Origin of the sequence: Streptomyces sp. NPDC085946, from assembly GCF_044540485.1 — a bacterium.
In the GTDB taxonomy this organism is placed as follows: domain Bacteria; phylum Actinomycetota; class Actinomycetes; order Streptomycetales; family Streptomycetaceae; genus Streptomyces.
The window spans coordinates 86,982-108,592 of the sequence record NZ_JBITSF010000007.1 but is presented as its reverse complement, the minus strand read 5'-3'; the positions used below and the strand labels follow the sequence as shown (position 1 = coordinate 108,592).

15 protein-coding genes are annotated in these 21,611 nt (G+C 73.3%); 12 read left to right on the top strand and 3 right to left on the bottom strand.

Annotated elements, in window-relative coordinates:
- Positions 1–15 precede the first annotated feature (15 nt).
- The 6 genes from ACIF8T_RS16335 to ACIF8T_RS16310 all read left to right on the top strand — a co-directional run bounded on the left by ACIF8T_RS16335 (position 16) and on the right by ACIF8T_RS16310 (position 6,175).
- Positions 16–1,263, top strand: a complete 1,248-nt coding sequence (locus ACIF8T_RS16335) for a spermidine/putrescine ABC transporter substrate-binding protein (RefSeq protein ID WP_400035496.1) — start codon at positions 16–18, stop codon at positions 1,261–1,263.
- Positions 1,260–2,414: an ABC transporter ATP-binding protein gene (locus tag ACIF8T_RS16330; protein ID WP_400035494.1), complete on the top strand. Its 1,155-nt coding sequence runs from the start codon at positions 1,260–1,262 to the stop codon at positions 2,412–2,414. Before ACIF8T_RS16335 ends, ACIF8T_RS16330 begins: the two co-directional genes overlap by 4 nt.
- Entirely contained in the window at positions 2,414–3,343 is a 930-nt protein-coding gene (locus tag ACIF8T_RS16325) for an ABC transporter permease (RefSeq protein ID WP_400035492.1), read from the top strand. Before ACIF8T_RS16330 ends, ACIF8T_RS16325 begins: the two co-directional genes overlap by 1 nt.
- A complete protein-coding gene (locus ACIF8T_RS16320; protein WP_400035490.1) occupies positions 3,344–4,144 on the top strand; it encodes an ABC transporter permease in 801 nt (266 codons plus the stop codon).
- Positions 4,145–4,166: 22 nt separating this feature from the next.
- The gene (locus ACIF8T_RS16315; protein ID WP_400035488.1) at positions 4,167–5,594 is read left to right on the top strand and encodes an NAD(P)/FAD-dependent oxidoreductase; all 1,428 of its coding nucleotides are present in this window, start codon (positions 4,167–4,169) and stop codon (positions 5,592–5,594) included.
- A gap of 125 nt (positions 5,595–5,719) precedes the next feature.
- A complete protein-coding gene (locus ACIF8T_RS16310) occupies positions 5,720–6,175 on the top strand; it encodes a hypothetical protein (protein ID WP_400035486.1) in 456 nt (151 codons plus the stop codon).
- A gap of 142 nt (positions 6,176–6,317) precedes the next feature.
- Here the strand turns inward: ACIF8T_RS16310 and ACIF8T_RS16305 are convergent, their stop codons facing one another.
- Complete coding sequence (locus ACIF8T_RS16305) at positions 6,318–6,992, bottom strand: phosphatase PAP2 family protein (RefSeq protein ID WP_400035484.1); 675 nt, start codon at positions 6,990–6,992, stop codon at positions 6,318–6,320.
- A 480-nt stretch (positions 6,993–7,472) separates the two neighbouring features.
- Positions 7,473–8,807: a 4-aminobutyrate--2-oxoglutarate transaminase gene (gene gabT / locus ACIF8T_RS16300; RefSeq protein ID WP_400035482.1), complete on the bottom strand. Its 1,335-nt coding sequence runs from the start codon at positions 8,805–8,807 to the stop codon at positions 7,473–7,475.
- Between the two features lie 240 nt (positions 8,808–9,047).
- Between gabT and ACIF8T_RS16295 the strand changes: the two genes are divergently transcribed.
- From ACIF8T_RS16295 to ACIF8T_RS16285, 3 genes are all read left to right on the top strand, one after another.
- Entirely contained in the window at positions 9,048–11,189 is a 2,142-nt protein-coding gene (locus tag ACIF8T_RS16295; protein WP_400035480.1) for an ATP-binding protein, read from the top strand.
- A 121-nt stretch (positions 11,190–11,310) separates the two neighbouring features.
- The gene (locus ACIF8T_RS16290) at positions 11,311–12,975 is read left to right on the top strand and encodes a PucR family transcriptional regulator (protein WP_400035478.1); all 1,665 of its coding nucleotides are present in this window, start codon (positions 11,311–11,313) and stop codon (positions 12,973–12,975) included.
- Between the two features lie 134 nt (positions 12,976–13,109).
- Positions 13,110–14,555 (top strand): aldehyde dehydrogenase family protein, encoded by a 1,446-nt coding sequence (locus tag ACIF8T_RS16285; protein ID WP_400035476.1) that lies wholly within the window; start codon positions 13,110–13,112, stop codon positions 14,553–14,555.
- An 87-nt stretch (positions 14,556–14,642) separates the two neighbouring features.
- Here ACIF8T_RS16285 and ACIF8T_RS16280 read toward each other — a convergent pair whose 3' ends face one another.
- Entirely contained in the window at positions 14,643–17,468 is a 2,826-nt protein-coding gene (locus ACIF8T_RS16280; protein ID WP_400035474.1) for a glycoside hydrolase family 3 C-terminal domain-containing protein, read from the bottom strand.
- Positions 17,469–17,839: 371 nt separating this feature from the next.
- On the opposite strand from ACIF8T_RS16280, the gene ACIF8T_RS16275 reads away from it, so the two are divergent.
- The 3 genes from ACIF8T_RS16275 to ACIF8T_RS16265 are packed head-to-tail and all read left to right on the top strand — an operon-like array spanning position 17,840 to position 21,527.
- A complete protein-coding gene (locus ACIF8T_RS16275) occupies positions 17,840–19,534 on the top strand; it encodes an extracellular solute-binding protein (RefSeq protein ID WP_400035472.1) in 1,695 nt (564 codons plus the stop codon).
- Between the two features lie 26 nt (positions 19,535–19,560).
- The gene (locus ACIF8T_RS16270) at positions 19,561–20,595 is read left to right on the top strand and encodes an ABC transporter permease (RefSeq protein WP_400035470.1); all 1,035 of its coding nucleotides are present in this window, start codon (positions 19,561–19,563) and stop codon (positions 20,593–20,595) included.
- Positions 20,592–21,527, top strand: coding sequence for a carbohydrate ABC transporter permease (locus tag ACIF8T_RS16265; protein WP_400035468.1), 936 nt, complete (start codon positions 20,592–20,594; stop codon positions 21,525–21,527). Before ACIF8T_RS16270 ends, ACIF8T_RS16265 begins: the two co-directional genes overlap by 4 nt.
- Positions 21,528–21,611 lie beyond the last annotated feature (84 nt).

The following is a 21,611-nucleotide window of genomic DNA, read 5'->3' as shown; positions in this document are numbered from 1 at the left end:
AAGGGCACCACGCGCATGGAGCAGTACGAGCCCGACCGCCTCTCCCCGGCCCAGGTGGCCGCCATGCGGCGCAGTCTGCGCAACGGCCGGGCCGCTCTCACCCGCCGTTCGCTGCTGCGGGCCTCCACCGGCGGCGCGCTCGCGGCCGGCGGACTCGGCGCGCTGAGCGCCTGCGGCATCCCCCCGGCGGGCAGGACGCAGGGCGGCGGGACGAGCGAGGACCACTCGGCCGAGGAGAAGACCGTCAGCTTCTCCAACTGGACCGAGTACATGGACGTCGACGACAGCGGCAAGAAGCACCCGACGCTGGAGGCGTTCACCGCGCGGACCGGCATCAAGGTCAAGTACACCGAGGACATCAACGACAACAACGAGTTCTTCGGCAAGATCAAGCCGCAGCTCGCCGCGGGCCAGGACACCGGCCGCGACCTGATCGTCCTCACCGACTGGCTGGCCGCGCGGCTCATCCGGCTCGGCTGGGTGCAGAAGCTGGACCCCTCGAACCTGCCGCACGCCTTCACCAACCTGTCGCCGCAGTTCCGCAACCCCGACTGGGACCCGGGCCGCGCCTACTCCTACCCCTGGCAGGGCATCTCCACGGTCATCGCCTACAACAAGAAGGCGCTGGACGGCGTCGAGGTGACGTCGGTCTCCGACCTGCTCGACAACCCCAGGCTCAAGGGCCGGGTCGGCTTCCTCACCGAGATGCGCGACACGGTCGGCATGACCCTGCTCGACATGGGCAAGGACCCGGCGGACTTCACCGACGACGACTACGACGCGGCGATCGCCCGGCTGCAGAAGGCCGTCGACAAGGGCCAGATCCGCCGCTTCACCGGCAACGACTACACCTCCGACCTCACCAAGGGCGACTTCGCGGCCTGCCTGGCCTGGGCCGGTGACGTCGTGCAGCTCAAGGCGGACAGCCCGGACGTCGACTTCCTCATCCCGGACAGCGGCTACATGACGTCCAGCGACAACCTGCTGGTCCCCAACAAGGCACGCCACAAGACCAACGCCGAGCGGCTCATCGACTACTACTTCGAGCCGGAGGCGGCCGCCGAGCTCGCCGCGTACATCAACTACGTGTGTCCCGTCGACGGCGTCAAGGAGGAGCTCGCGAAGATCGACGAGGACGCGGCGGACAACCCGCTGATCCTCCCCGACAAGGCCATGCAGGCCAAGTCCCGCGCCTTCCGCTCCCTGAGCTCGAAGGAAGAGACGGCCTACGAAGTCAAGTTCGCGAAGCTCACTGGGGCGTGACGACGATGAAGACCACCGACAACCGCGGCGACGTCCGCCTCTCCGGGATCAGCAAGACCTACGGCTCCTTCACCGCCGTGCACCCGCTGGACCTGACCGTGCCCGAGGGCACCTTCTTCGCCCTGCTCGGCGCCTCCGGCTGCGGCAAGACCACCACCCTGCGCATGATCGCCGGCCTGGAGGAACCCACGACCGGCACCGTGGCGCTCGGCGACCAGGACGTGACCGCCCTGCCGCCGTACAAGCGGCCGGTGAACACCGTCTTCCAGTCCTACGCCCTCTTCCCGCACCTCGACATCTTCGAGAACGTCGCGTTCGGCCTGCGCCGGCGCGGCATCAAGAGCGTGAAGAAGCAGGTCGAGGAGATGCTGGAGCTGGTCCAGCTCGGCGAGCAGGCCCGCAAGAAGCCGCACCAGCTCTCCGGCGGCCAGCAGCAGCGCGTCGCGGTCGCCCGCGCGCTGATCAACCACCCCAAGGTGCTGCTGCTCGACGAGCCGCTCGGCGCCCTGGACCTGAAGCTGCGCCGCCAGATGCAGCTGGAGCTCAAGCGCATCCAGACCGAGGTCGGCATCACCTTCGTGCACGTCACGCACGACCAGGAGGAGGCCATGACCATGGCCGACACGGTCGCCGTGATGAACGCGGGCCGCGTCGAGCAGCTCGGCGCCCCCAGCGACCTGTACGAGAACCCGCGCACCACCTTCGTCGCGAACTTCCTCGGCACCTCCAACTTCGTCGAGGCCGAGGTCGACAGCAGCGGCGGCGGCGAGATCGTGCTGAAGGCGGGCGGCGGCAAGCTGGTCCTGCCCGAGGCGCGGTGCTCCGCGCCCACGGCGACCGGCGGCAGGGTCCTGGTCGGCGTCCGCCCGGAGAAGGTCTCCCTCACCCACGCCGACGACGCCGGCGAGATCCCGGCCGGCCGCAACCGCATCACCGGCCGGATCGCCGCCTCCAGCTTCATCGGCGTCTCCACGCAGTACGTCGTCGACAGCCCGGTCTGCTCCGACTTCGAGGTCTACGCCCAGAACATCGACCGCGACCCGCGGCTGGTGCCCGGCACCGAGGTCGTCCTGCACTGGAACCCGGCGCACACCTTCGGGCTCGACGCGGCGCAGGACGCCGACGCGGGCATCGAGGAAGAGGTCGCCTGATGGCCACGCTCACCGAGGCGCCCCCGCCCCTGACACCCGCCGCGCCGAAGACCGGCACGCCGCGCAGGCGGGGCCGCTGGACCCCGTACTGGCTGCTGCTGCCCGGCATCCTGTGGCTGCTGGTCTTCTTCGCGCTGCCGATGGTCTACCAGGCCTCCACGTCCGTGCAGACGGGCTCCCTGGAGGAGGGGTACGAGGTCACCTGGCACGTCGCCACGTACTGGGACGCCCTGTCCGAGTACTGGCCGCAGTTCGTCCGCTCGGTGCTCTACGCCGGCACCGCGACGGTCCTGTGCCTGCTGCTCGGCTACCCCCTGGCCTACCTGATCGCCTTCCGCGCGGGCCGCTGGCGCAACCTGATCATGATCCTGGTGATCGCGCCGTTCTTCACCAGCTTCCTGATCCGCACCCTGGCCTGGAAGACGATCCTCGCCGACGGCGGCCCGGTCGTCGGCGCCCTCAACACGCTGCACGTCCTGGACGTCACCAGCTGGCTGGGCCTGACCGCCGGCGACCGCGTGCTGGCCACCCCGCTGGCGGTCATCTGCGGTCTGACGTACAACTTCCTGCCGTTCATGATCCTGCCGCTGTACACCTCGCTGGAGCGGATCGACCCCCGGCTGCACGAGGCGGCGGGCGACCTGTACGCCCGCCCCTGGACCACCTTCCGCAAGGTCACCTTCCCGCTGTCGATGCCCGGCGTCGTCTCCGGCACCCTGCTGACCTTCATCCCGGCCGCGGGCGACTACGTCAACGCCGACCTGCTCGGCTCCACCGACACCCGCATGGTCGGCAACGTCATCCAGTCGCAGTTCCTGCGGATCCTGGACTACCCGACGGCCGCGGCCCTCTCCTTCATCCTGATGGCGGCGATCCTCCTCATGGTCACCCTCTACATCCGCAGGTCCGGGACGGAGGATCTGGTCTAAATGCGCCTGGTCACCTGGCTCAAGCGCCGTCTCGTCGTCATCGCGGGACTGCTGACGCTCGCCTACCTGCTGCTGCCCAACGTCATCGTGACGGTGTTCTCCTTCAACCAGCCCAAGGGGCGCTTCAACTACGAGTGGCAGCGGTTCTCCCTGGACGCCTGGAAGGACCCCTGCGGGGTCTCCGGGCTGTGCGGATCGCTGTCGCTCAGCCTCCAGATCGCCCTCTGGGCGACGCTCGGCGCCACCGCCCTCGGCACGATGATCGCGTTCGCGCTGGCCCGCTACCGTTTCCGCGCCCGCGGCGCCGTCAACTCGCTGATCTTCCTGCCGATGGCGATGCCCGAGGTCGTCATGGCCGCCTCGCTGCTCACCCTGTTCCTCAACATGGGCGCCCAGCTCGGCTTCTGGACGGTGCTGATCGCGCACGTCATGTTCTGCCTCAGTTTCGTGGTGACGGCGGTCAAGGCGCGCGTGATGTCGATGGACCCGAGGCTGGAGCAGGCCGCGCAGGACCTGTACGCCGGCCCGTTCCAGACGTTCGTCCGGGTCACGCTGCCGATCGCCGCGCCCGGCATCGCGGCGGGCGCGCTGCTCGCCTTCGCGCTCTCCTTCGACGACTTCATCATCACGAACTTCACCGCGGGCTCGACCGTCACCTTCCCCATGTTCGTCTGGGGCTCGGCGCAGCGCGGCACGCCCGTGCAGATCAACGTCGTCGGCACGGCCATGTTCGTCATCGCCGTGCTGCTCGTCCTGACCTCCATGGTCATCGGCAACCGCAGAAGCAAGCAGAAGGCATAAGCCCCTGTAGGGAGTTGAAATCATGGCCCCGAGCGCCATGAGCAGTGCGAAGAACTGGACGAAATCCCTCTCCGACGCCCAGCCGGTCCCGTACTGGCTGGACGACCCCGGCAGGCCCCGCCCCGAACCCGCCCTCACCACCTCCGAGACCTGCGACCTGCTGGTCGTCGGCGGCGGCTACAGCGGACTGTGGACCGCGCTCGTCGCCAAGGAACGCGACCCGCGGCGGGACGTGGTGCTGGTGGAGGGCCGCGAGGCGGGCTGGGCCGCCTCGGGCCGCAACGGAGGCTTCTGCGCCGCCTCCCTCACCCACGGGCTGCCCAACGGGCTGGCCCGCTGGCCGGACGAGATCCACACCCTCCAGGAGCTGGGCGAGCGCAACCTCGACGCCATCGAGGAGGCGGTCGCCCGGCACTGCCTGGACTGCGACTTCGAACGCACCGGCGAGATCGACGTCGCCACCGAGCCCTACCAGGCGGAGGAACTGCGCCACTGGTACGAGGAGATGGAGCGGCGGGGCCTGGCCGGCGGCGTCGAGTTCCTGGACGCCGACGCGGTCCGGGAGCAGGTGAACTCCCCGACCTTCCGGGCGGGCCTGCACGACCGCCGGGGTGTGGCCATGCTCAACCCCGCCAAACTGGTCTGGGGCCTGAAGCGGGCCTGCCTGCGCCTCGGGGTGCGGGTGTACGAGCACACCCCCGCGCTGACCCTGAAGCCGTACGGCGCCGGCATGGCCGTCCGCACCCCCTACGGCCGCGTGCGCGCCCGCCGGGTCGCGCTCGGCACGAACGTCTTCCCCAACCTCCTCAAGCGGGTCCGCTCCTACACCGTCCCGGTCTACGACTACGCCCTGATGACCGAGCCGCTCACCGCCGGCCAGCTCGCGTCGGTCGGCTGGAGGAACCGGCAGGGACTCGGGGACAGCGCCAACCAGTTCCACTACTTCCGGCTCTCCGCCGACAACCGGATCCTGTGGGGCGGCTACGACGCGATCTACCCGTACGGCGGCCGGGTGCGCGCCGAGTACGACGACCGCCCGGAGACCTACGCCAAGCTCGCCGGGCACTTCTTCACCTGCTTCCCGCAACTGGAGGGCATCCGCTTCACGCACGCCTGGGGCGGCGCGATCGACACCTGCTCCCGCTTCTCCGCGTTCTTCGGCACGGCCCACCAGGGCAAGGTGGCGTACGCGGCCGGCTACACGGGCCTCGGCGTGGGCGCCACGCGCTTCGGCGCCGAGGTGATGCTCGACCTGCTGGCGGGGGAGCGCACCGAGCGCACGGAGCTCGCCATGGTCCGCAGGAAGCCGCTGCCGTTCCCGCCGGAGCCGTTCGCCTGGACCGGCATCGCGCTGACCAAGTGGTCGCTGGCCCGCGCCGACGCGCACGGCGGCCGGCGCAACCTGTGGCTGCGCACGATGGACCGGCTCGGCCTGGGCTTCGACAGCTGACGCGGCGGGCGCGCGGGCGCGGGCCGGTTCACCCCGACGAGGTGCCGGAACCCGCGTAATGGACACCGGGGGCCTCCCTCTTCCCCGTGACGCGACCGCGTCCACGAGAGAGGGAGGTCTCCCTGATGACTGCGGCCAAGACGGCGGTCCAGTGGCTGGCATCCGTCGCACCCGACCCCGGGGCCTGCCGCCGGGAGTGGGAGCGCAACCCGCACGGAGTCGCGCTGCTGCCCGCGGGCAGGGCCTGGGACGTGCTGATCCTGCCGGGTGCGCTCGGTCGTCCCACGCTCGACGTGCTGACCCGCGTCCTGGACCGGCCGGGCCCGGTGCTGGCCGGCTCCGGGGACGCGCGCACGGGCTTCTTCGTGCCGCCGGGCACCGCGTCCCGCTGGCTCGGCACCGGCATCCGCGCCGCGGGGCGCGGCACGTGGATCGTCGTGCCGTACCCGGGCCGCGCGGCGACGGGCGGCGTCCGCTGGCTGGTCTCCCCCGACGGCTCGGGCACCCTCACCGACCCGGTGCTCCTCGAACTCGCGATGCACGAGGCGGCGGCGGGCCCGGCGAGGACGGACGGCGGCTAGCGGCGCGAGGCCCGGACGGCCGAACCGGTCCGGACCGGCCGGGCGGGCTCCACCCTCCGGTGCCCCGCCCCCAGGGGCAGCCGTGGACCGCGCCGGCCCCTTCGCCGCCGTGCTCGCGGCCGCCGTCCGGCCGCCCCCGGCCTCACCGCCCCGTCGTCGGCCGCCCGCGCGGCCGGTGCGGGCCCGGGTCCTGCCGCCGGCCGAGCAGCAGCGCGAGGCCGGTCAGCAGGACCGCGCACAGGCACCAGCTCGCCACGACGTCCAGGAGCCAGTGGTAGCCGTGCCGGACGAGTCCGAAGCCGGTGCCGAGCGTGAGGGCGGCGCCGGAGAGGACCACGGTCCGGCGGGCGGCGGCGCGCAGCCAGGGGAGCAGGAGCAGGGCGGCGGCACCGTAGGCGACGGCGGCCGTGGCGGCGTGCCCGGAGGGGTAGAAGCCGGTGCCCGGCGTCACCGGGGTCCCCGGGCGGTCGGTCAGCTCCTTGAGCGGGACCACGACCGCCGGGACGAGCGCCATGAGCAGGGCCCCCGCGGCGGACGGCAGCCACCACCGCCCGGTCCCCGCGGCACGCGCGCGGAAGGCGGCGTACGCCAGGGCGGCGGCCAGCACCGGCACCGCGACGGGGACGTTGCCCAGGTCGGCGAGGAAGCCGGAGAGGCCGTCCGGGCGGAGCAGGGCACGGCTGACGCGCTCGTCGGCGCGCAGCAGCGGCCCCTCGGCCACGACCTGCCAGGTGATCAGCGCGAAGAGGACGGCCGGGACGCCGAGGAGGAGGGCGGGGAGGGCCGCTCGCGGACCGGGAGCGGGAGAGGACGACACGGCGTCCAGCTTGTCAGCACCGCCCGGCGCACCGGCGCACGGGTCCCGCCGGCTCCCGGGCCGCGGGCCCCGTCGCGCAGGGACGCGCCCGACGGGGCGGGAGAGGGAGGAGAGGGGAGGTCGGCCGCCCCGGAACAGGGGGGGTGGTTCCGGGGCGGCCGACCGGACCGGAACGTCGCGCGCCCCGGGGGGTTTGGGGCGGGCGACCGTCCGATCGGTGAGGAGATTCCGGAGCGGGGCTCCGGGTTGTGTGCGCGAGGGCACGACCAGGTCGAAGCTGGGGAGGCCCCGGCCTGATGCCACCCACAGTCCCCTGTGGGCGGGGTGTATCTCTCATCTGGGTAAGAACGTACGACAGGGGGTGGCCCCGCGACAGGGCGGAAGGGCTCCTGTCATCCACCCCGCACACGTTCTTCACACCCTCTGCCGGTCGCCGCCCCGGCCGCACATCCGGGGCGGCTCACCTGCGAGGACGGCGACTCAGATGCGCGCGAACGCCTGCTCGATGATGTCGAGGCCCTCGGTCAGCAGGTCCTCGCCGATCACCAGCGGGGGCAGGAAGCGCAGCACGTTGCCGTAGGTGCCACAGGTCAGGACCAGCAGGCCCTCCTGGTGGCAGGCCTTGGCCAGCGCGGCGGTCGCCTCCGGGTTCGGCTCCTTGGTCGCCCGGTCCTTGACCAGCTCGATGGCGATCATCGCGCCGCGGCCGCGGACGTCACCGATGATGTCGAACTTCTCGGCCATGGCGGTGAGGCGGCCCTTCATGATCGCCTCGATGTTCTTCGCCCGGGCGTTGAGGTCCAGCTCCTTCATCGTCTCGATGGCGCCGAGCGCTCCGGCGCAGGCCACCGGGTTGCCGCCGTACGTGCCGCCCAGGCCGCCCGCGTGCGCGGCGTCCATGATCTCGGCACGGCCCGTCACGGCGGCGAGCGGCAGACCGCCCGCGATGCCCTTCGCCGTGGTGATCAGGTCCGGCACGATGCCCTCGTCCTCACAGGCGAACCACTGGCCGGTGCGGCAGAAGCCGGACTGGATCTCGTCGGCGACGAAGACGATGCCGTGGTCGTTGGCGAACTCCACGATCGCCGGCAGGAAGCCCTTGGCCGGCTCGATGAAGCCGCCCTCGCCGAGCACCGGCTCGATGATGATCGCGGCCACGTTCTCCGCGCCGACCTGCTTGGTGATCTGGTCGATGGCCTGCTTCGCGGCCTCGGGGCCGGCGTTCTGCGGACCGGTCGGCCAGCGGTAGCCGTAGGCGACCGGCACGCGGTACACCTCGGGCGCGAACGGGCCGAAGCCGTGCTTGTACGGCATGTTCTTCGCCGTCAGGGCCATCGTCAGGTTGGTCCGGCCGTGGTAGCCGTGGTCGAAGACGACGACCGCCTGGCGCTTGGTGTGGGCGCGGGCGATCTTCACCGCGTTCTCGACGGCCTCGGCGCCGCTGTTGAACAGGGCGCTCTTCTTGGCGTGGTCGCCCGGGGTCAGCTCGGCCAGGGCCTCGGCGACCTCGACGTACCCCTCGTACGGCGTGACCATGAAACAGGTGTGGGTGAAGTCGGCGAGCTGCGCGGACGCCCGGCGCACCACGGCCTCGGCGGAGGCGCCGACGCTCGTCACCGCGATGCCGGAGCCGAAGTCGATCAGGCGGTTGCCGTCGACGTCCTCGATGATCCCGCCGCCCGCGCGCGCGGTGAACACCGGCAGCACGGAGCCGACGCCCGCGGCGACCGCGGCGGTGCGGCGGGCCTGAAGCTCCTGCGACTTCGGGCCGGGAATGGCGGTGACGACGCGGCGCTCCTGCGGAAGTGCGGTCATGCGGGGCTCCTGGGGGGTGTTGCGGTTCCTTGCCTTCTCTTCCCGCAGGCTAGGACCGGTGGGGAGGAGTGGGCATGCTCCATGTGGGCGGTGTCGGCGGTGCCCGTTGTCCGCCGTGGACATAGCTGCGCGGGACCGAGTCTCCCCGGTACCGGCCGCGTAAGCGGTGAACTCGCCCTGCCCGGGCGTTAGATTGGCTCGGCGATGGTGGACGGAGCGGCTGGTCAGGGGGCAGGGGCGATGGACAGCGACGGGACGCGGGACGCGCGGGGTACGCATGCGAATCCTGTGCCGCGCCCGGCGGAACCGCCGGAGTACGCGCCGCCGCCGCGGCCCGTGCTGCCGCCGGGGGTGCCGGCTCCCCCGGGGGCGCCGCCCCGCCCGGACGGCTCGGCGTTCCTGGCCTGGCTGCGGACGCCCCGGCCGGAGGCCCGGCCCGGCGTGTGGCGGTTCGCGCACCGGCCCCGGCCGGCGGAGGAGCCCGAGCAGATCCCGGGCCGGCAGCTGCTGAGCGGGGCGCTCATCGCGTTCCTGGTGGGCTGGCTGATCTGGTCGCTGCTGTGGAACGGCTACCTCGGCGGCTGGTGGGTGCTGCCCCTGGAGCTGTTCACCCCGGACTCCTGGCGCGAGGGCAACGACGCCGTCGGCAACGCCGTCCTCTGGTACGGCTACTACGCGCTGATCGCGCTCGCCCTCATGGTCTTCGTGGGCCGGCTGGGCCGCTGGGGCGAGGTCTGGCGCCGCTACGGACCGCCCGCCTGGTACCGGACCGCCCCGGGCGCCGAGCCGCCGCCCGCGCCCGGCGAGGACCCCGCCCAGTGGCCGCAGCTGCGCGCCGCCGGCGCCCCCGACGCGGCCGACCGGCTCGCCGCCGACGCCCGGGCCGGGCTGATGCGGGACGTCGACTACGCCCGGATCAGCCGCGCCTGGCAGGGCGTGCGCAGCGGCCGGCACGGCCTCGCCGCCTTCACCGGCGCCGTGCTCCGGGACGGCGCCGCCGCCTGCCCCCACCCCTCCGGCGCCCGCGACCTGCCCGCCCGGCAGGCCCGGCACGACCTGTTCACCGGCCAGGTCCGGCTCGGCACGACCGCCGACGACCCCCGCAACCCGTACGCCTACCGGGGCACCGGCCTCGCCCTCGGCCCCGACCTGCTCGGCACCTCCCTGCTCGCCGTCGGGCCGGCCGGCTCCGGCAAGACCGGCAGCATCGTGCGGCCGCTCGCCGAGTCGCTGTGCCTGCACGCGCTGGCCGGGCGGGCCGCCGTCGTCGTGGTCGGCGCGGCGGGCGCGGGGCTGGGCCCGGCCGACGCGTACGACGTCGTCGTACGGATCGGCAACCCGGACTCCGTCCACGACCTCGACCTGTACGGCGGGACGACCGACCCGGACGAGGCCGCCGCTGTGCTCGCCGAGGCGCTGGTCGGAGACCTCGCCGACCCGCACCCCGGCAGCGACAGCCGGCGGTCCACCACCGTCCTCGCCCAGCTGCTCGGGCCCTTCCGGGCCGTCCACGGGCGCTTCCCGTCGGTGCCCGAGCTGCGGCAGCTGCTGGACGGGGCGCCCGGGCCGCTGGCCGCGCTGCGGCAGGGGCTCCAGGAGTCCGGGCAGGAGTCGCTGCTGCGCGAACTCGACGCCCGGGAGCGGCAGATGGGGCACCCCGGCGACGTCGGCGGAGTGCTCGCCGACCGCGTCGCGCTGCTGGACCGGCCCGCCTTCGCCGGCTTCTTCGACACCTCCGGGGCCTCGCGGCCGTTCTCCCTCAAGGCCCTCGACCACCCGGTGCGGGTGCGCGTCGACCTGCCCGAGCGCGGGCACGCCGACGCCTCGCGGATCCTGGCGCGGCTGGTGCTCGCCCAGTTCACCGCGAGCGTCGGCGTCCGCGAGGACCGCTCGCTGTTCGCCTGCCTGCTCCTGGACGACGCCACCGGCGTGGTGACGCCCGAGGCCGTGCGCGGCATCCAGCGGCTGCGGTCCGCGAACGCCGGGGTCGCCCTGACCCTGCGCACCCTCGACGACGTGCCCCGCCCGCTGCGCGGGCCGCTGCTCGGCTCCACCGGGTGCCGGGTGGCGCTGTCCGGGCTCACCCCGTGGGACGGGCAGGACTTCGCCGAGGTGTGGGGCAAGGAGTGGACCGAGGCCCGGGACGTCACCGACCGGCAGATCATCGCCGAGACCCCGGCCGGCAAGGCCGTGCACATGCTGCGCCGGGTGATCACCGGCAAGGCGCCGACCGCGCGGGCGGTCACCGTCCGCCAGGTCGAGCGGGAGCGGTGGTCCGCCTCCGAGCTCGCGCACGCGGTGCCGCCGGGGCACGCGGTGCTGTCGCTGACCACCGTGCAGGGCGAGCACGCGCCGCCGCTGCTGGTGGACCTGCGCGGCTGACCCCTGCCGCCCGGAGCGCGGCGCGAGGACCGTACAGTGAGGCAGAATCGACACAGGCCGTTCATACGTCCCGGCCAAAAGATCCACGCCGATCTCCCTGTCCTGACGACCTGAAGGCCTCATGCCCCCGACGCTCGCCTCGCTCGTGCAGCACTCCGCGCTCAGACTGACCGTGCGCGCGGGCGAGGACCGCCTCGACGTGCCCGTCCGCTGGGCGCACGTCAGCGAGCTCGCCGACCCCGTGCCCTACATGGAGGGCGGGGAGCTGCTGCTGATCACCGCGCTCAAGCTGGACGCGGAGGACCCCGAGGCCATGCGCCGGTACGTGCGGCGGCTGGCCGGCGCCGGGGTCGTCGGGATCGGCTTCGCCGTCGGCGTCACCTACGAGGAGATCCCCGCGGCCCTGGTCGACGCGGCCGAGGAGGAGGGGCTGCCGCTGCTGGAGGTGCCGCGCCGCACCCCGTTCCTTGCCATCAGCAAGGCGGTGTCCGCGGCGATCGCCGCCGACCAGTACCGGGCCGTGACGGCGGGTTTCGCGGCGCAGCGCGAACTGACCAGGCAGGCGCTGACCGACGGACCGGAAGGGCTGCTCGCCGCACTGGCCGCGCAGGTCGACGGGTGGGCGGCGCTGTACGACGCCTCCGGCGCCGTCGTCGCCGCGGCCCCGGAGTGGGCGGGCCGCCGCGCCGCGCGGCTCACGGCGGACGTGCGCCGGCTGCGGGAGGGGCCCGCGCCCGCCTCGGCCGTGGTGGGCGGGCCGGAGAACGAGGACCGGGTCGAGCTGCACTCCCTCGGCACCGGCCGGCGCCCGCGCGCCGCCCTCGCCGTCGGCACGGCCGCGGCCCTCGGCACCGCCGAGCGGTACGCCGTGCACTCGGCCGTCGCCCTGCTCACCCTGACCACGGAACGCTCCCGCTCCCTCCAGGCGGCCGAGCAGCGGGTCGGCGCGGCGGTGCTGCGCATGCTGCTGGCCGGGGAGCCGGACCACGCCCGCGCGGTCGCCGGGGGCCTGTACGGCGACCTGCTGGACGCCCCGTTCCGGGTGCTGGTCGCCGAGTCCGCGTCGGCGTCGGCCGCCCGGGCCCAGATCGACGCCGAGGTCCGGGTGCCCGCGCCGAAGCCGGCCTCGGCGGCCGCGCTGGCCGCCGCCGACGCCCGGGGGGACCTGCTCGGGGCGCTCGCCGACGTGGTGGAGTCCGCGGCGGCCCGGGCGGGCGAGGCGGTGCTGGTGGTGCCGGAGGGGGAGCGGCTGGTGGTGCTGGCCGCGGACGAGGGCGCGGCCGTCGCGGCCTGCGGCGACTACGCGGCGGCGCTGGAGGCGGCCCGCACCGGCACGGTGGCCGAGCAGGGCGCGGGCGAGGACGAACTGGTCGTCGGGCTGTCCGCCCCGGCCGGGCCGATCACCGCGGCCGCCGCCTACAAGCAGGCCGAGCAGGCGCTGTCGGTGGCGCGGCGGCGGGGCCGGGTCCTGGTGGAGCACGAGCAGCTGGCGGCCGGGTCGGTGCTGCCGCTGCTGGCCGACGACGCGGTGCGGGCGTTCGCCGACGGGCTGCTGCGGGCGCTGCACGACCACGACGCGACCGGGCGCGGCGACCTGGTCGCCTCGCTGCGGGCCTGGCTGTCGCGGCACGGCCAGTGGGACGCGGCGGCGGCCGACCTCGGCGTGCACCGGCACACCCTGCGCTACCGCATGCGGCGGGTCGAGGAGATCCTCGGACGGTCGCTGGACGACCCGGACGTGCGGATGGAGCTGTGGCTGGCGCTCAAGGCCACCTCCACCGAGTAGACCTGTGCCAAAGCGGAGTGTCCGCACCCCGCTCCACTCCACGCCGGACAAGCGCCCCGGGCCCGGCCCCGCCCTACCGTGGACCCCGTAAAGCAAGCCACCCACCCCCAACGCGGAAGGGCCGGGACCCGTACATGACTTCCCTCCACGCCTTCTGGCTCGCCGGCCGCCAGGTCACCGGCGAGGACAGCTTCGACGTCACCTCCCCGTGGGACGGCCGGGTCGTCGGCACCGTCAGCGTGCCGACGGACGCGCAGGTCGAGGAGGCCGTGGCCGCCGCGTACGCCGTGCGGGACGAGTTCGCCGCCACCCCGGCCCACGTGCGCGCCGCCGCCCTCGACCACGTCAGCAAGCGCCTCGCGGAGCGCACCGAGGAGATCGCCCGGCTGATCTCCGCCGAGAACGGCAAGCCGGTCAAGTGGGCGCGCGGCGAGGTCGGCCGCGCCGTGTCCGTGTTCCGGTTCGCGGCCGAGGAGGCCCGCCGCTTCAACGGCGGCGAGGCCCAGCGCCTCGACACCGACCTCGGCGGCCAGGGCCGGCTCGCCCTCACCCGCCGCTTCCCCAAGGGTGTCGTGCTCGGCATCGCGCCGTTCAACTTCCCGCTCAACCTGTGCGCCCACAAGGTCGCCCCGGCCATCGCCGCCGGCGCGCCGATCATCCTCAAGCCCGCCCCGGCGACCCCGCTGTCCGGCCTGGTCATCGGCGAGCTGCTCGCCGAGACCGAGCTCCCGGCCGGCTCCTGGAGCATCCTGCCGGTCACCAACGACCGCATGCCCGCCCTCGTCCAGGACGAGCGCCTGCCGGTCATCTCCTTCACCGGTTCCGAGAAGGTCGGCTACGCGATCATGGACTCGGTGCCGCGCAAGCACTGCACCCTGGAGCTCGGCGGCAACGGCGCGGCCGTCGTCCTCGCCGACTGGGCGAGCGACGAGGACCTCGACTGGGCCGCGACCCGCATCGCCACCTTCTCCAACTACCAGGGCGGCCAGTCCTGCATCTCGGTGCAGCGCGTGATCGCCGACGCCGCCGTGTACGACCGGCTGCTGCCGCGCATCGTCGCAGCCGTCGAGGCCCAGGTCACCGGCGACCCGAACGACGACGCCACCGACGTCGGCCCGCTGATCAGCGAGGACGCCGCCCAGCGCGTCGAGTCGTGGGTCGACGAGGCCGTCGCGGCCGGTGCCGCCCTGCTCACCGGCGGCAAGCGCGACGGCGCCTCCTACGCGCCGACCGTGCTCGCCGACGTGCCGGCCGGCGTCACGCTCGCCTGCGAGGAGGTCTTCGGGCCGGTCCTCACCGTGCAGAAGGTGGACGGCGAGGCCGCGGCCTTCGCCGCCGTCAACGACTCCAAGTACGGCCTCCAGGCGGGCGTGTTCACCCACGACGTCCGGACCGCCTTCCGCGCGCACCGCGCCCTGGAGGTCGGCGGCGTGGTCATCGGCGACGTGCCGTCCTACCGCGCCGACCAGATGCCGTACGGCGGCGCCAAGCAGTCCGGCGTGGGCCGCGAGGGCGTGCGGTTCGCGATGGAGGACTACACGTACGAGCGGGTGCTGGTCCTGACGGGCCTCGCCCTCTAGCCGACGCGGCCCCCGGGACGCCCGAAGGGGCCCGGCACCGATCCCCTCGGTGCCGGGCCCCTTCCCTGTGCCGGCTTCCCCGGACCCTCAGCCGGAGAAGCCGACGCGCGCGAGCCGCAGCGGGCCGCGCAGCCTCAGGCGCAGGTCGTGCACGCCCGCGGCGGCGACCGGCGCGTGCAGCGAGGTGTAGGCGTACGGGCCGTCCGTCGGCGGGTCCAGGGTCAGGACGGCCAGGACCGGGCCGCCGTCGAGGGACACCTCGACCGTGCCCCCGCCCGCCGCGTCCACCGTCACCCCGGTGACTCCGGCGCCGAAGTCGCAGGCGCGGTAGAGCAGTTCGCCCGAGCCGCCCGCCACCGGCGTCACCGCGTCCCCCGACACCTTCGCGCGGTCCACGATCTCCGTGCCGCTCTGCTCGTCGAAGCCGGCCGCGTCCAGGCCGCGTGCGGCCACCGGGCGCGGCGCGCCGGGCTCCCCGTCGAGCACGACGGTCGCGCGCAGGCGGACGTCCTCGCTGGACGCGCCCGCCAGCAGCTCGTACGGGCCGGGCTCCACGCGCGGGCGGTCCTGCGCGACGTCCCAGAACGCGAAGCCGGACAGCGGCAGCGCGAAGGACAGCTCGGCCCGCTCGCCGGGCGCGAGCGTGACCCGGCGGTGCGCGGCCAGTTCGCGGCGCGGGCGGGGGACCGACGGGTCGGCGGCCCGCGTGTACAGCTGGGCCACCTCGTCCGCGGTGACGTCCCCGGTGTTGGTCACCGTGAAGGAGACCGCCACGCTCCCGTCCGCGACCCGGGCCGTCAGGTCGCCGTACGCGAAGGACGTGTAGGACAGGCCGTGCCCGAAGGGGAACAGCGGGGTGCCCTCGAAGTACAGGTAGGTCTGGCGGCCGCCGATCACGTCGTAGTCGAGCAGGCCGGGCAGGTCCGCGTCGTCGGCGTACCAGGTCTGCGGCAGGCGGCCGGCGGGGGAGACGTCGCCGGCCAGCACCCGGGCCAGGGCGGTGCCCGCCGCCTGCCCGCCGTGCGCGGTCCACAGCACGGCCGGCAGGCGCGCCGCGTCGACCGCGTACGGGTAGGAGGAGACCAGCGCCAGCACGGTGTCCGGGTTGGCCGCGCGGGCCGCGTCCAGCAGCCGCTGCTGGTGGCCGGGCAGCCGCAGCGTCGTACGGTCCTCGGTCTCGCGCCCGTTGATGTGCGGGTCGTTGCCCGCGACCACCACGACCAGGTCGGCCGCGGCGGCGGCGCGCGTCACCGCGTCCTCGCCGCGCTCGGTCACCACCAGCTCGAAGACCTCGGGGTCGGTGTCGGCAACCTTCACGCCGTCGGCGGCGACGGTGACGTGGCGACCCGTCCCCGTGTGCCTGAGGAGGTGACCGTTCCCGTGGGGTTCCAGGCGGAAGGTCTCCTGCACCACCCAGCCGCCGGGCTGGTCCGCGGCGGCGCGCAGGTACCCGTCCTGCGCGACCGACAGGTAGCGGCCGTCCGGCGCGCGCAGGGTCAGGACGCCCTCGCCCCAGTCGGCGAGCGCGAGTTCGGTGCCGGTGGCGTCGGTGGTCAGCGGGGGCAGGTCGGTGCGGCCGGCGAGCAGGGCGGGGTCGAGGGCGCCCTCGGCGCCGCGCGCCTCGCCGGGGGCGTCCTCGGCCGGCGGGACGTGCAGGAACGTGCCCGCGCGGGTCCGCAGCAGCACCCGGTCCACGCCCTCCGCGAACTCCACCCGCTCGGCGCCGAACCGCTCGGACAGGCCCTCCAGCGGGGTGGAGCGGCGCAGCAGCGTGCCGCTGTACCAGTCGAGCTTGCACTCGTCGGCGAGCAGCCCGACGACGGCGATCCGGGTGCCGGGGGCCACCGGCAGCACCCCGTCGTTCTTCAGCAGGACGATCGCCTGCTCGGCGGCCTCCCGGGCGAGCGCGCGGTGCTCGGCGGTGTCGAAGGCGCCCGCCTCCTCGTGGCCGTCGAACTCGCCGAGGCGGAAGCGGACCGAGAGCTGGCGGCGCACGGCCGCGTCGACGTCGGCCTCCGTCAGCAGGCCCCGCTCCAGGGCGCCCCGCACCCGCGCGACGATCACCGAGCTGTCCGTGCCGTGGTCGGTGAAGCTGTCGACGCCCGCCCGCAGGGCCGCCGCGGTCGCCTCCTCGTGCGTGTCGAAGTAGTGCTCGGAGTCGACCAGGTTGGAGGGCGCGCCCGCGTCCGAGCAGACCAGCAGCTCCTCCTCCGTCCAGGCGCGCAGGTGCTCGCGCAGGTACGGCGAGAGGTGGTTGGGGCGGCCGTTGACCAGGTTGTAGGCCGGCATCACCCCGGCCACCGCGCCCGCCTCGACGGTCGCGCGGAAGGCGGCCAGGTCGTACTCGTGCAGCACGCGCGGGCGCACCGAGCTCGACGTGGTGTCCCGGCCGGTCTCGTTGTTGTGCGCGAGCCAGTGCTTCAGGACGGGCGCGGTGCGCCAGTACGCGGGGTGACCGCCGCGCAGGCCGCGGGTGTAGGCGGTGGCGATCGCCGAGGTCAGGCGGGGGTCCTCGGAGTAGCCCTCCTCGTTGCGGCCCCACAGGGGGTGGCGCAGCAGGTTCACCACCGGCGCCCAGACGTTCAGGCCGACGCGCTCGTCGCGGGCCCGCATCGCGCGGACCTCCCGCGACACCGCCTCGCCGACCCGCCGCACCAGTTCGGGGTTCCAGGTCGCGCCCAGTCCCACGGCCTGCGGGAACACCGTCGCCGGGCCCATCCAGGCCACCCCGTGCAGGGCCTCCTGGCCGGTGCGGAAGGCGGCGACGCCGAGGCGTTCGACGGCGGGTGCGAACTGGTGCAGGAACGCTGTCTTCTCGTCGAGCGTGAGCCGCGACAACAGGTCGTCGATGCGCTTCGCGAACGGCAGGTGCGGATCGCGGAAAGGTGGCGTGGGCGGCGTCGGTGCGGTCACGTCGGGTTCCCCTTGGGATGGAGCGGCGAGCTCTTTCGAAGCGCTTCGATGCTCAGTGGACCCACGGTCGGGTGTCAAGACGTTCCGTCGCACCGACTCCGGCTGTCCGGCGCCATTCCAAGCGGCACAAGAGCCGGGAGCCGATCCCGCACACCTCGGAGGAATCTTGGATACGCCCCTTGTGCGCCCCCGACCGTTCACTTAACCTCGCAGCAACATCGAAGCGCTTCGACTACGGGGTCGGCCGCCGGGAGGGCGTGCGGGCCCCGGCACCCGTCGGAGGGCCGCTTCAGCTCAGCCAGTTCCACTCGAGACACCGCAGCCGACGGCCCACCGCCGGGTGTCCTGGTGCGCCATGAAGGGTTGACGCAATGACGCCGAACGCCGCCTCCGCCGCCTCCGGACCCAGCCGGAGGAGCTTCCTCGCCTCCACGGCGGTCGCCACCGCAGCGGTGGCCGGGGGGATGCCGCTGCTCGCCGCCTGCGGCGGTTCGGAGGGCGGCTCGCGGGAGGGCACCACGTCGGGCAAGGACGCCGAGAAGCTGCTGCCGGCGTTCGTCGCCAGCAGCGTGGTGACGCCGGACATCCCGTCCAGGAACGGCTCCGCCGCCGGCTTCGTCCGCCCGGTGGAGCTCGCCGGGCTGAAGACCTCGGTGCCGAAGAAGCTGGGCAAGGGCGGGCAGGTCACCGTCATGTCGCCGTTCTGGGGCTCGCCGCCCAAGAGCGACAACGCCTACTACCGGGCGATGAACGACCTCGCCGGCGTCGACGTCCGCTGGCAGAACCAGGACGGCAACACCTACGACCAGAAGCTCGGCGCGGTCCTCGCCTCCAGCGACGTCCCCGACGTGGTGGTCGTCCCCGGCTGGAACATGGGCGGGAAGATACCCAGCGCCATCATCAGCAAGTTCGCCGACCTCGGCCCCTACCTCTCCGGCGACAAGGTCAAGGAGTACCCGAACCTCGCGGCGATCCCGACCGACGCCTGGCGGCGCTCCCTCTTCGGCGGCAAGCTGCGCGGCCTGCCGATGCCGTCGTCGTACGTCCCCAACATCGTGCCCTTCTACCGCAAGGACGTCTTCGACAAGGAGGGGTACGACGTCCCGCGGTCGGCCGACGATTTCATGGCGCTGGCCAAGGAGATCACCAACGCCAAGGCCAAGCGGTGGGCGTGCGGCGACATGAAGTGGACCGCCTTCAACGCCTTCGGCGTGATGTCCGGCAGCGAGAAGGCGCTCGGCTGGAACCTCGTCGACGGCAAGCTGGTCCACCGCGCGGAGACCGAGGAGTACCTCGAGGCGCTGGAGTGGACCCGCAAGCTGTTCGCCGCCGGGGTCGTGCACCCCGACGCGCGGCTCGGCAAGAGCCAGGCCACCGACCCGAGCACCAAGTTCGCGGCCGGCGAGTTCCTCATCTACAACAACGACATCTCCAGCTGGTGGGGCCAGCAGGCCGCCCAGGCCGCGCAGAACCCGGACTTCCGGATCTGGGGCATGGACATCTTCGGCCACGACGGCGGCGACCCGACGCTCTACGCCACCAACCCGGCGAACATCTTCGCCTTCGTCAACAAGAGCGCCTCCGAGGCGGTGATCCGCGACGTGCTCGCCCTGGCCAACGTCACCGCGGCCCCGTACGGCACCAAGGAGTACATGCTCACCAACTACGGCGTGGAGGGCACCCACTACACGGTGAAGGACGGCGTGCCCACCAAGAACGACAAGGGCAACATCGAGGTCGTCAACGCCTACGTGATGATCGCCAGCCCCGCCCCGACCATCGCCCGCCCCGACCTGCCGGACGTCGGCAGGGGCGCGGTCGAGTGGCAGCAGCGGATGGGCGCCTTCACCAAGAAGACCACCTTCTACGGCATGCAGGTCACCGAGCCGGCCCGCTACACCAACCTCTCCAACAACTTCGAGCAGCTGGAGGACGACATCATCCGCGGCCGCAAGAAGGTGAGCGACATGCAGCAGGCCGTGTCCGACTGGCGGAGCAAGGGCGGCGACAGGCTGCGCGACTGGTACAAGAAGCTGCTCGACGAGAACGGCTCCGCGGCCAACTGACCGCCCACCGAGGCAAGGAGACGGCCGTGTCCCACAGCACGGTGCCTCGGAGCAGCGCCGAGGCGACAACGAAGACGCCGGTGCCCGGCCCGCGGACGCCGGGCGCCGGCCCCGGGCCCGCGGGGCCGGCGGGGAAGCAGGGCCTGCGCGCCAGGTTCCGCCGCGACCGCGTCCTGCTGCTGATGACGCTCCCGGCACTCGCCCTGGTCCTGCTCTTCAACTACGTGCCGATCCTGGGCAACGTGGTCGCGTTCCAGGAGTACGACCCCTACATCAGCTCCAACGGCGTCGTCTCCATGCTGCGCAGCCCCTGGGTGGGCGCGGAGAACTTCCGGCGGCTCTTCGAGGACCCGGACTTCTGGAACGCCGTGAAGAACACGCTGGTGCTGTTCTTCCTCCAGCTGGTGCTGTACTTCCCGATCCCGATCCTGCTCGCGCTGCTCATCAACAGCGTGGTCCGGCCCCGGGTGCGGGCGGTGGCGCAGGCGGTGCTGTACCTGCCGCACTTCTTCTCCTGGGTGCTGGTCATCGCCGTCTTCCAGCAGCTGTTCGGCGGCGCCGGGATCCTCTCGCAGCTGCTGCGGGAGAACGGGTACGACGGGCTGGACGTGATGACCAGCCCGGACACCTTCGCGTTCCTGGTCACCGCGCAGTCGGTGTGGAAGGACGCCGGGTGGGGGATCATCGTCTTCCTCGCCGCGCTCGCCTCGGTCAGCCCCGACCTGTACGAGGCCGCCGCGATGGACGGCGCCGGCCGCTGGCGCCGCATGTGGCACGTCACCCTGCCCGCGCTGCGGCCGGTGATCGCCCTGCTGCTGGTGCTGCGCGTCGGCGACGCCCTCACCGTCGGCTTCGAGCAGATCCTGCTGCAACGCGACGCCGTGGGGCCGGGCGCCTCGGAGGTCCTGGACACCTTCGTGTGGTGGAACGGCGTGCGCAACCAGGACTTCGGCTACGCGGCCGCCGCCGGACTGGTCAAGGGCGTGGTCAGCCTCGGGCTGGTCCTCGCCGCGAACAAGGTGGCCCATCTCATGGGCGAGCAGGGGGTGTACAAGAAGTGACCGCCGTGACCGACGAACCGGCGCGCGCGCCCCGCTGGTGGCAGGGCCCGCCCCGCGCCGCGTGGGAGGAGCCGCCCACCCGGGCCGGACTGGCCGGCAAGGGCATCGCGCTCGCCGCGGCCTGCCTCGCGATCCTCTTCCCGCTGTGGATCGTGGTGGTCACCAGCCTGTCCAGCCGCAAGACGATCGACGAGGCCGGCGGGCTGGTGATGATCCCGCAGGAGATCACCTTCGTCGCCTACCGGGAACTGCTGAGCGGCGGCCAGGTCACCCGCGCCACCGTCATCAGCGTCCTCGTCACCCTGGTCGGCACGCTCTTCTCGATGACCGTGTCCGTGCTGTGCGCCTACGGCCTGTCGCGCACCGGCTCGCTCGGCCACCGCTGGATCCTGATGACCCTGCTGGCGACCATGTTCTTCAGCGCCGGTCTCATCCCGACCTACCTGCTGGTGCAGACCCTCGGCCTGACGGACACCTACCTGGCGCTGATCCTGCCCAGCGCGGTCAGCGTCTTCAACATCCTGGTGCTGCGCGGGTTCTTCATGGGCATCTCGCCGGAGCTCATCGACAGCGCCCGCATCGACGGCGCCGGCGACCTGCGCATCCTCTGGCAGATCGTCATGCCGCTGTCCCGCGCGGTCATCGCGGTGATCACGCTGTTCTACGCCGTCGGGTACTGGAGCGCCTGGTTCAACGCCTCCCTCTACCTGAACGACCAGGACATGATGCCGCTGCAGAACGTCATGATCCAGCTGGTGCAGAAGCAGGAGGCGCCGGTGGGGCTCGGCCAGGCCATCAAGACGGGGCAGCTGTCCGGGCTGGCCGTGCAGATGGCGGTGATGGTGCTGGCCCTGCTGCCGGTGGCCGTGCTGTCGCCCTTCGTCCAGAAGCACTTCAAGAAGGGGATGCTGACGGGCGCGGTCAAGGGCTGACGCCCTGACCGCGTGCGCGCCGCCGGGCTGCCGGCCGTCCGTTCCGCGCGGCCGGGCCGTGGCCGGCCGCGCGATCGCCCGCGC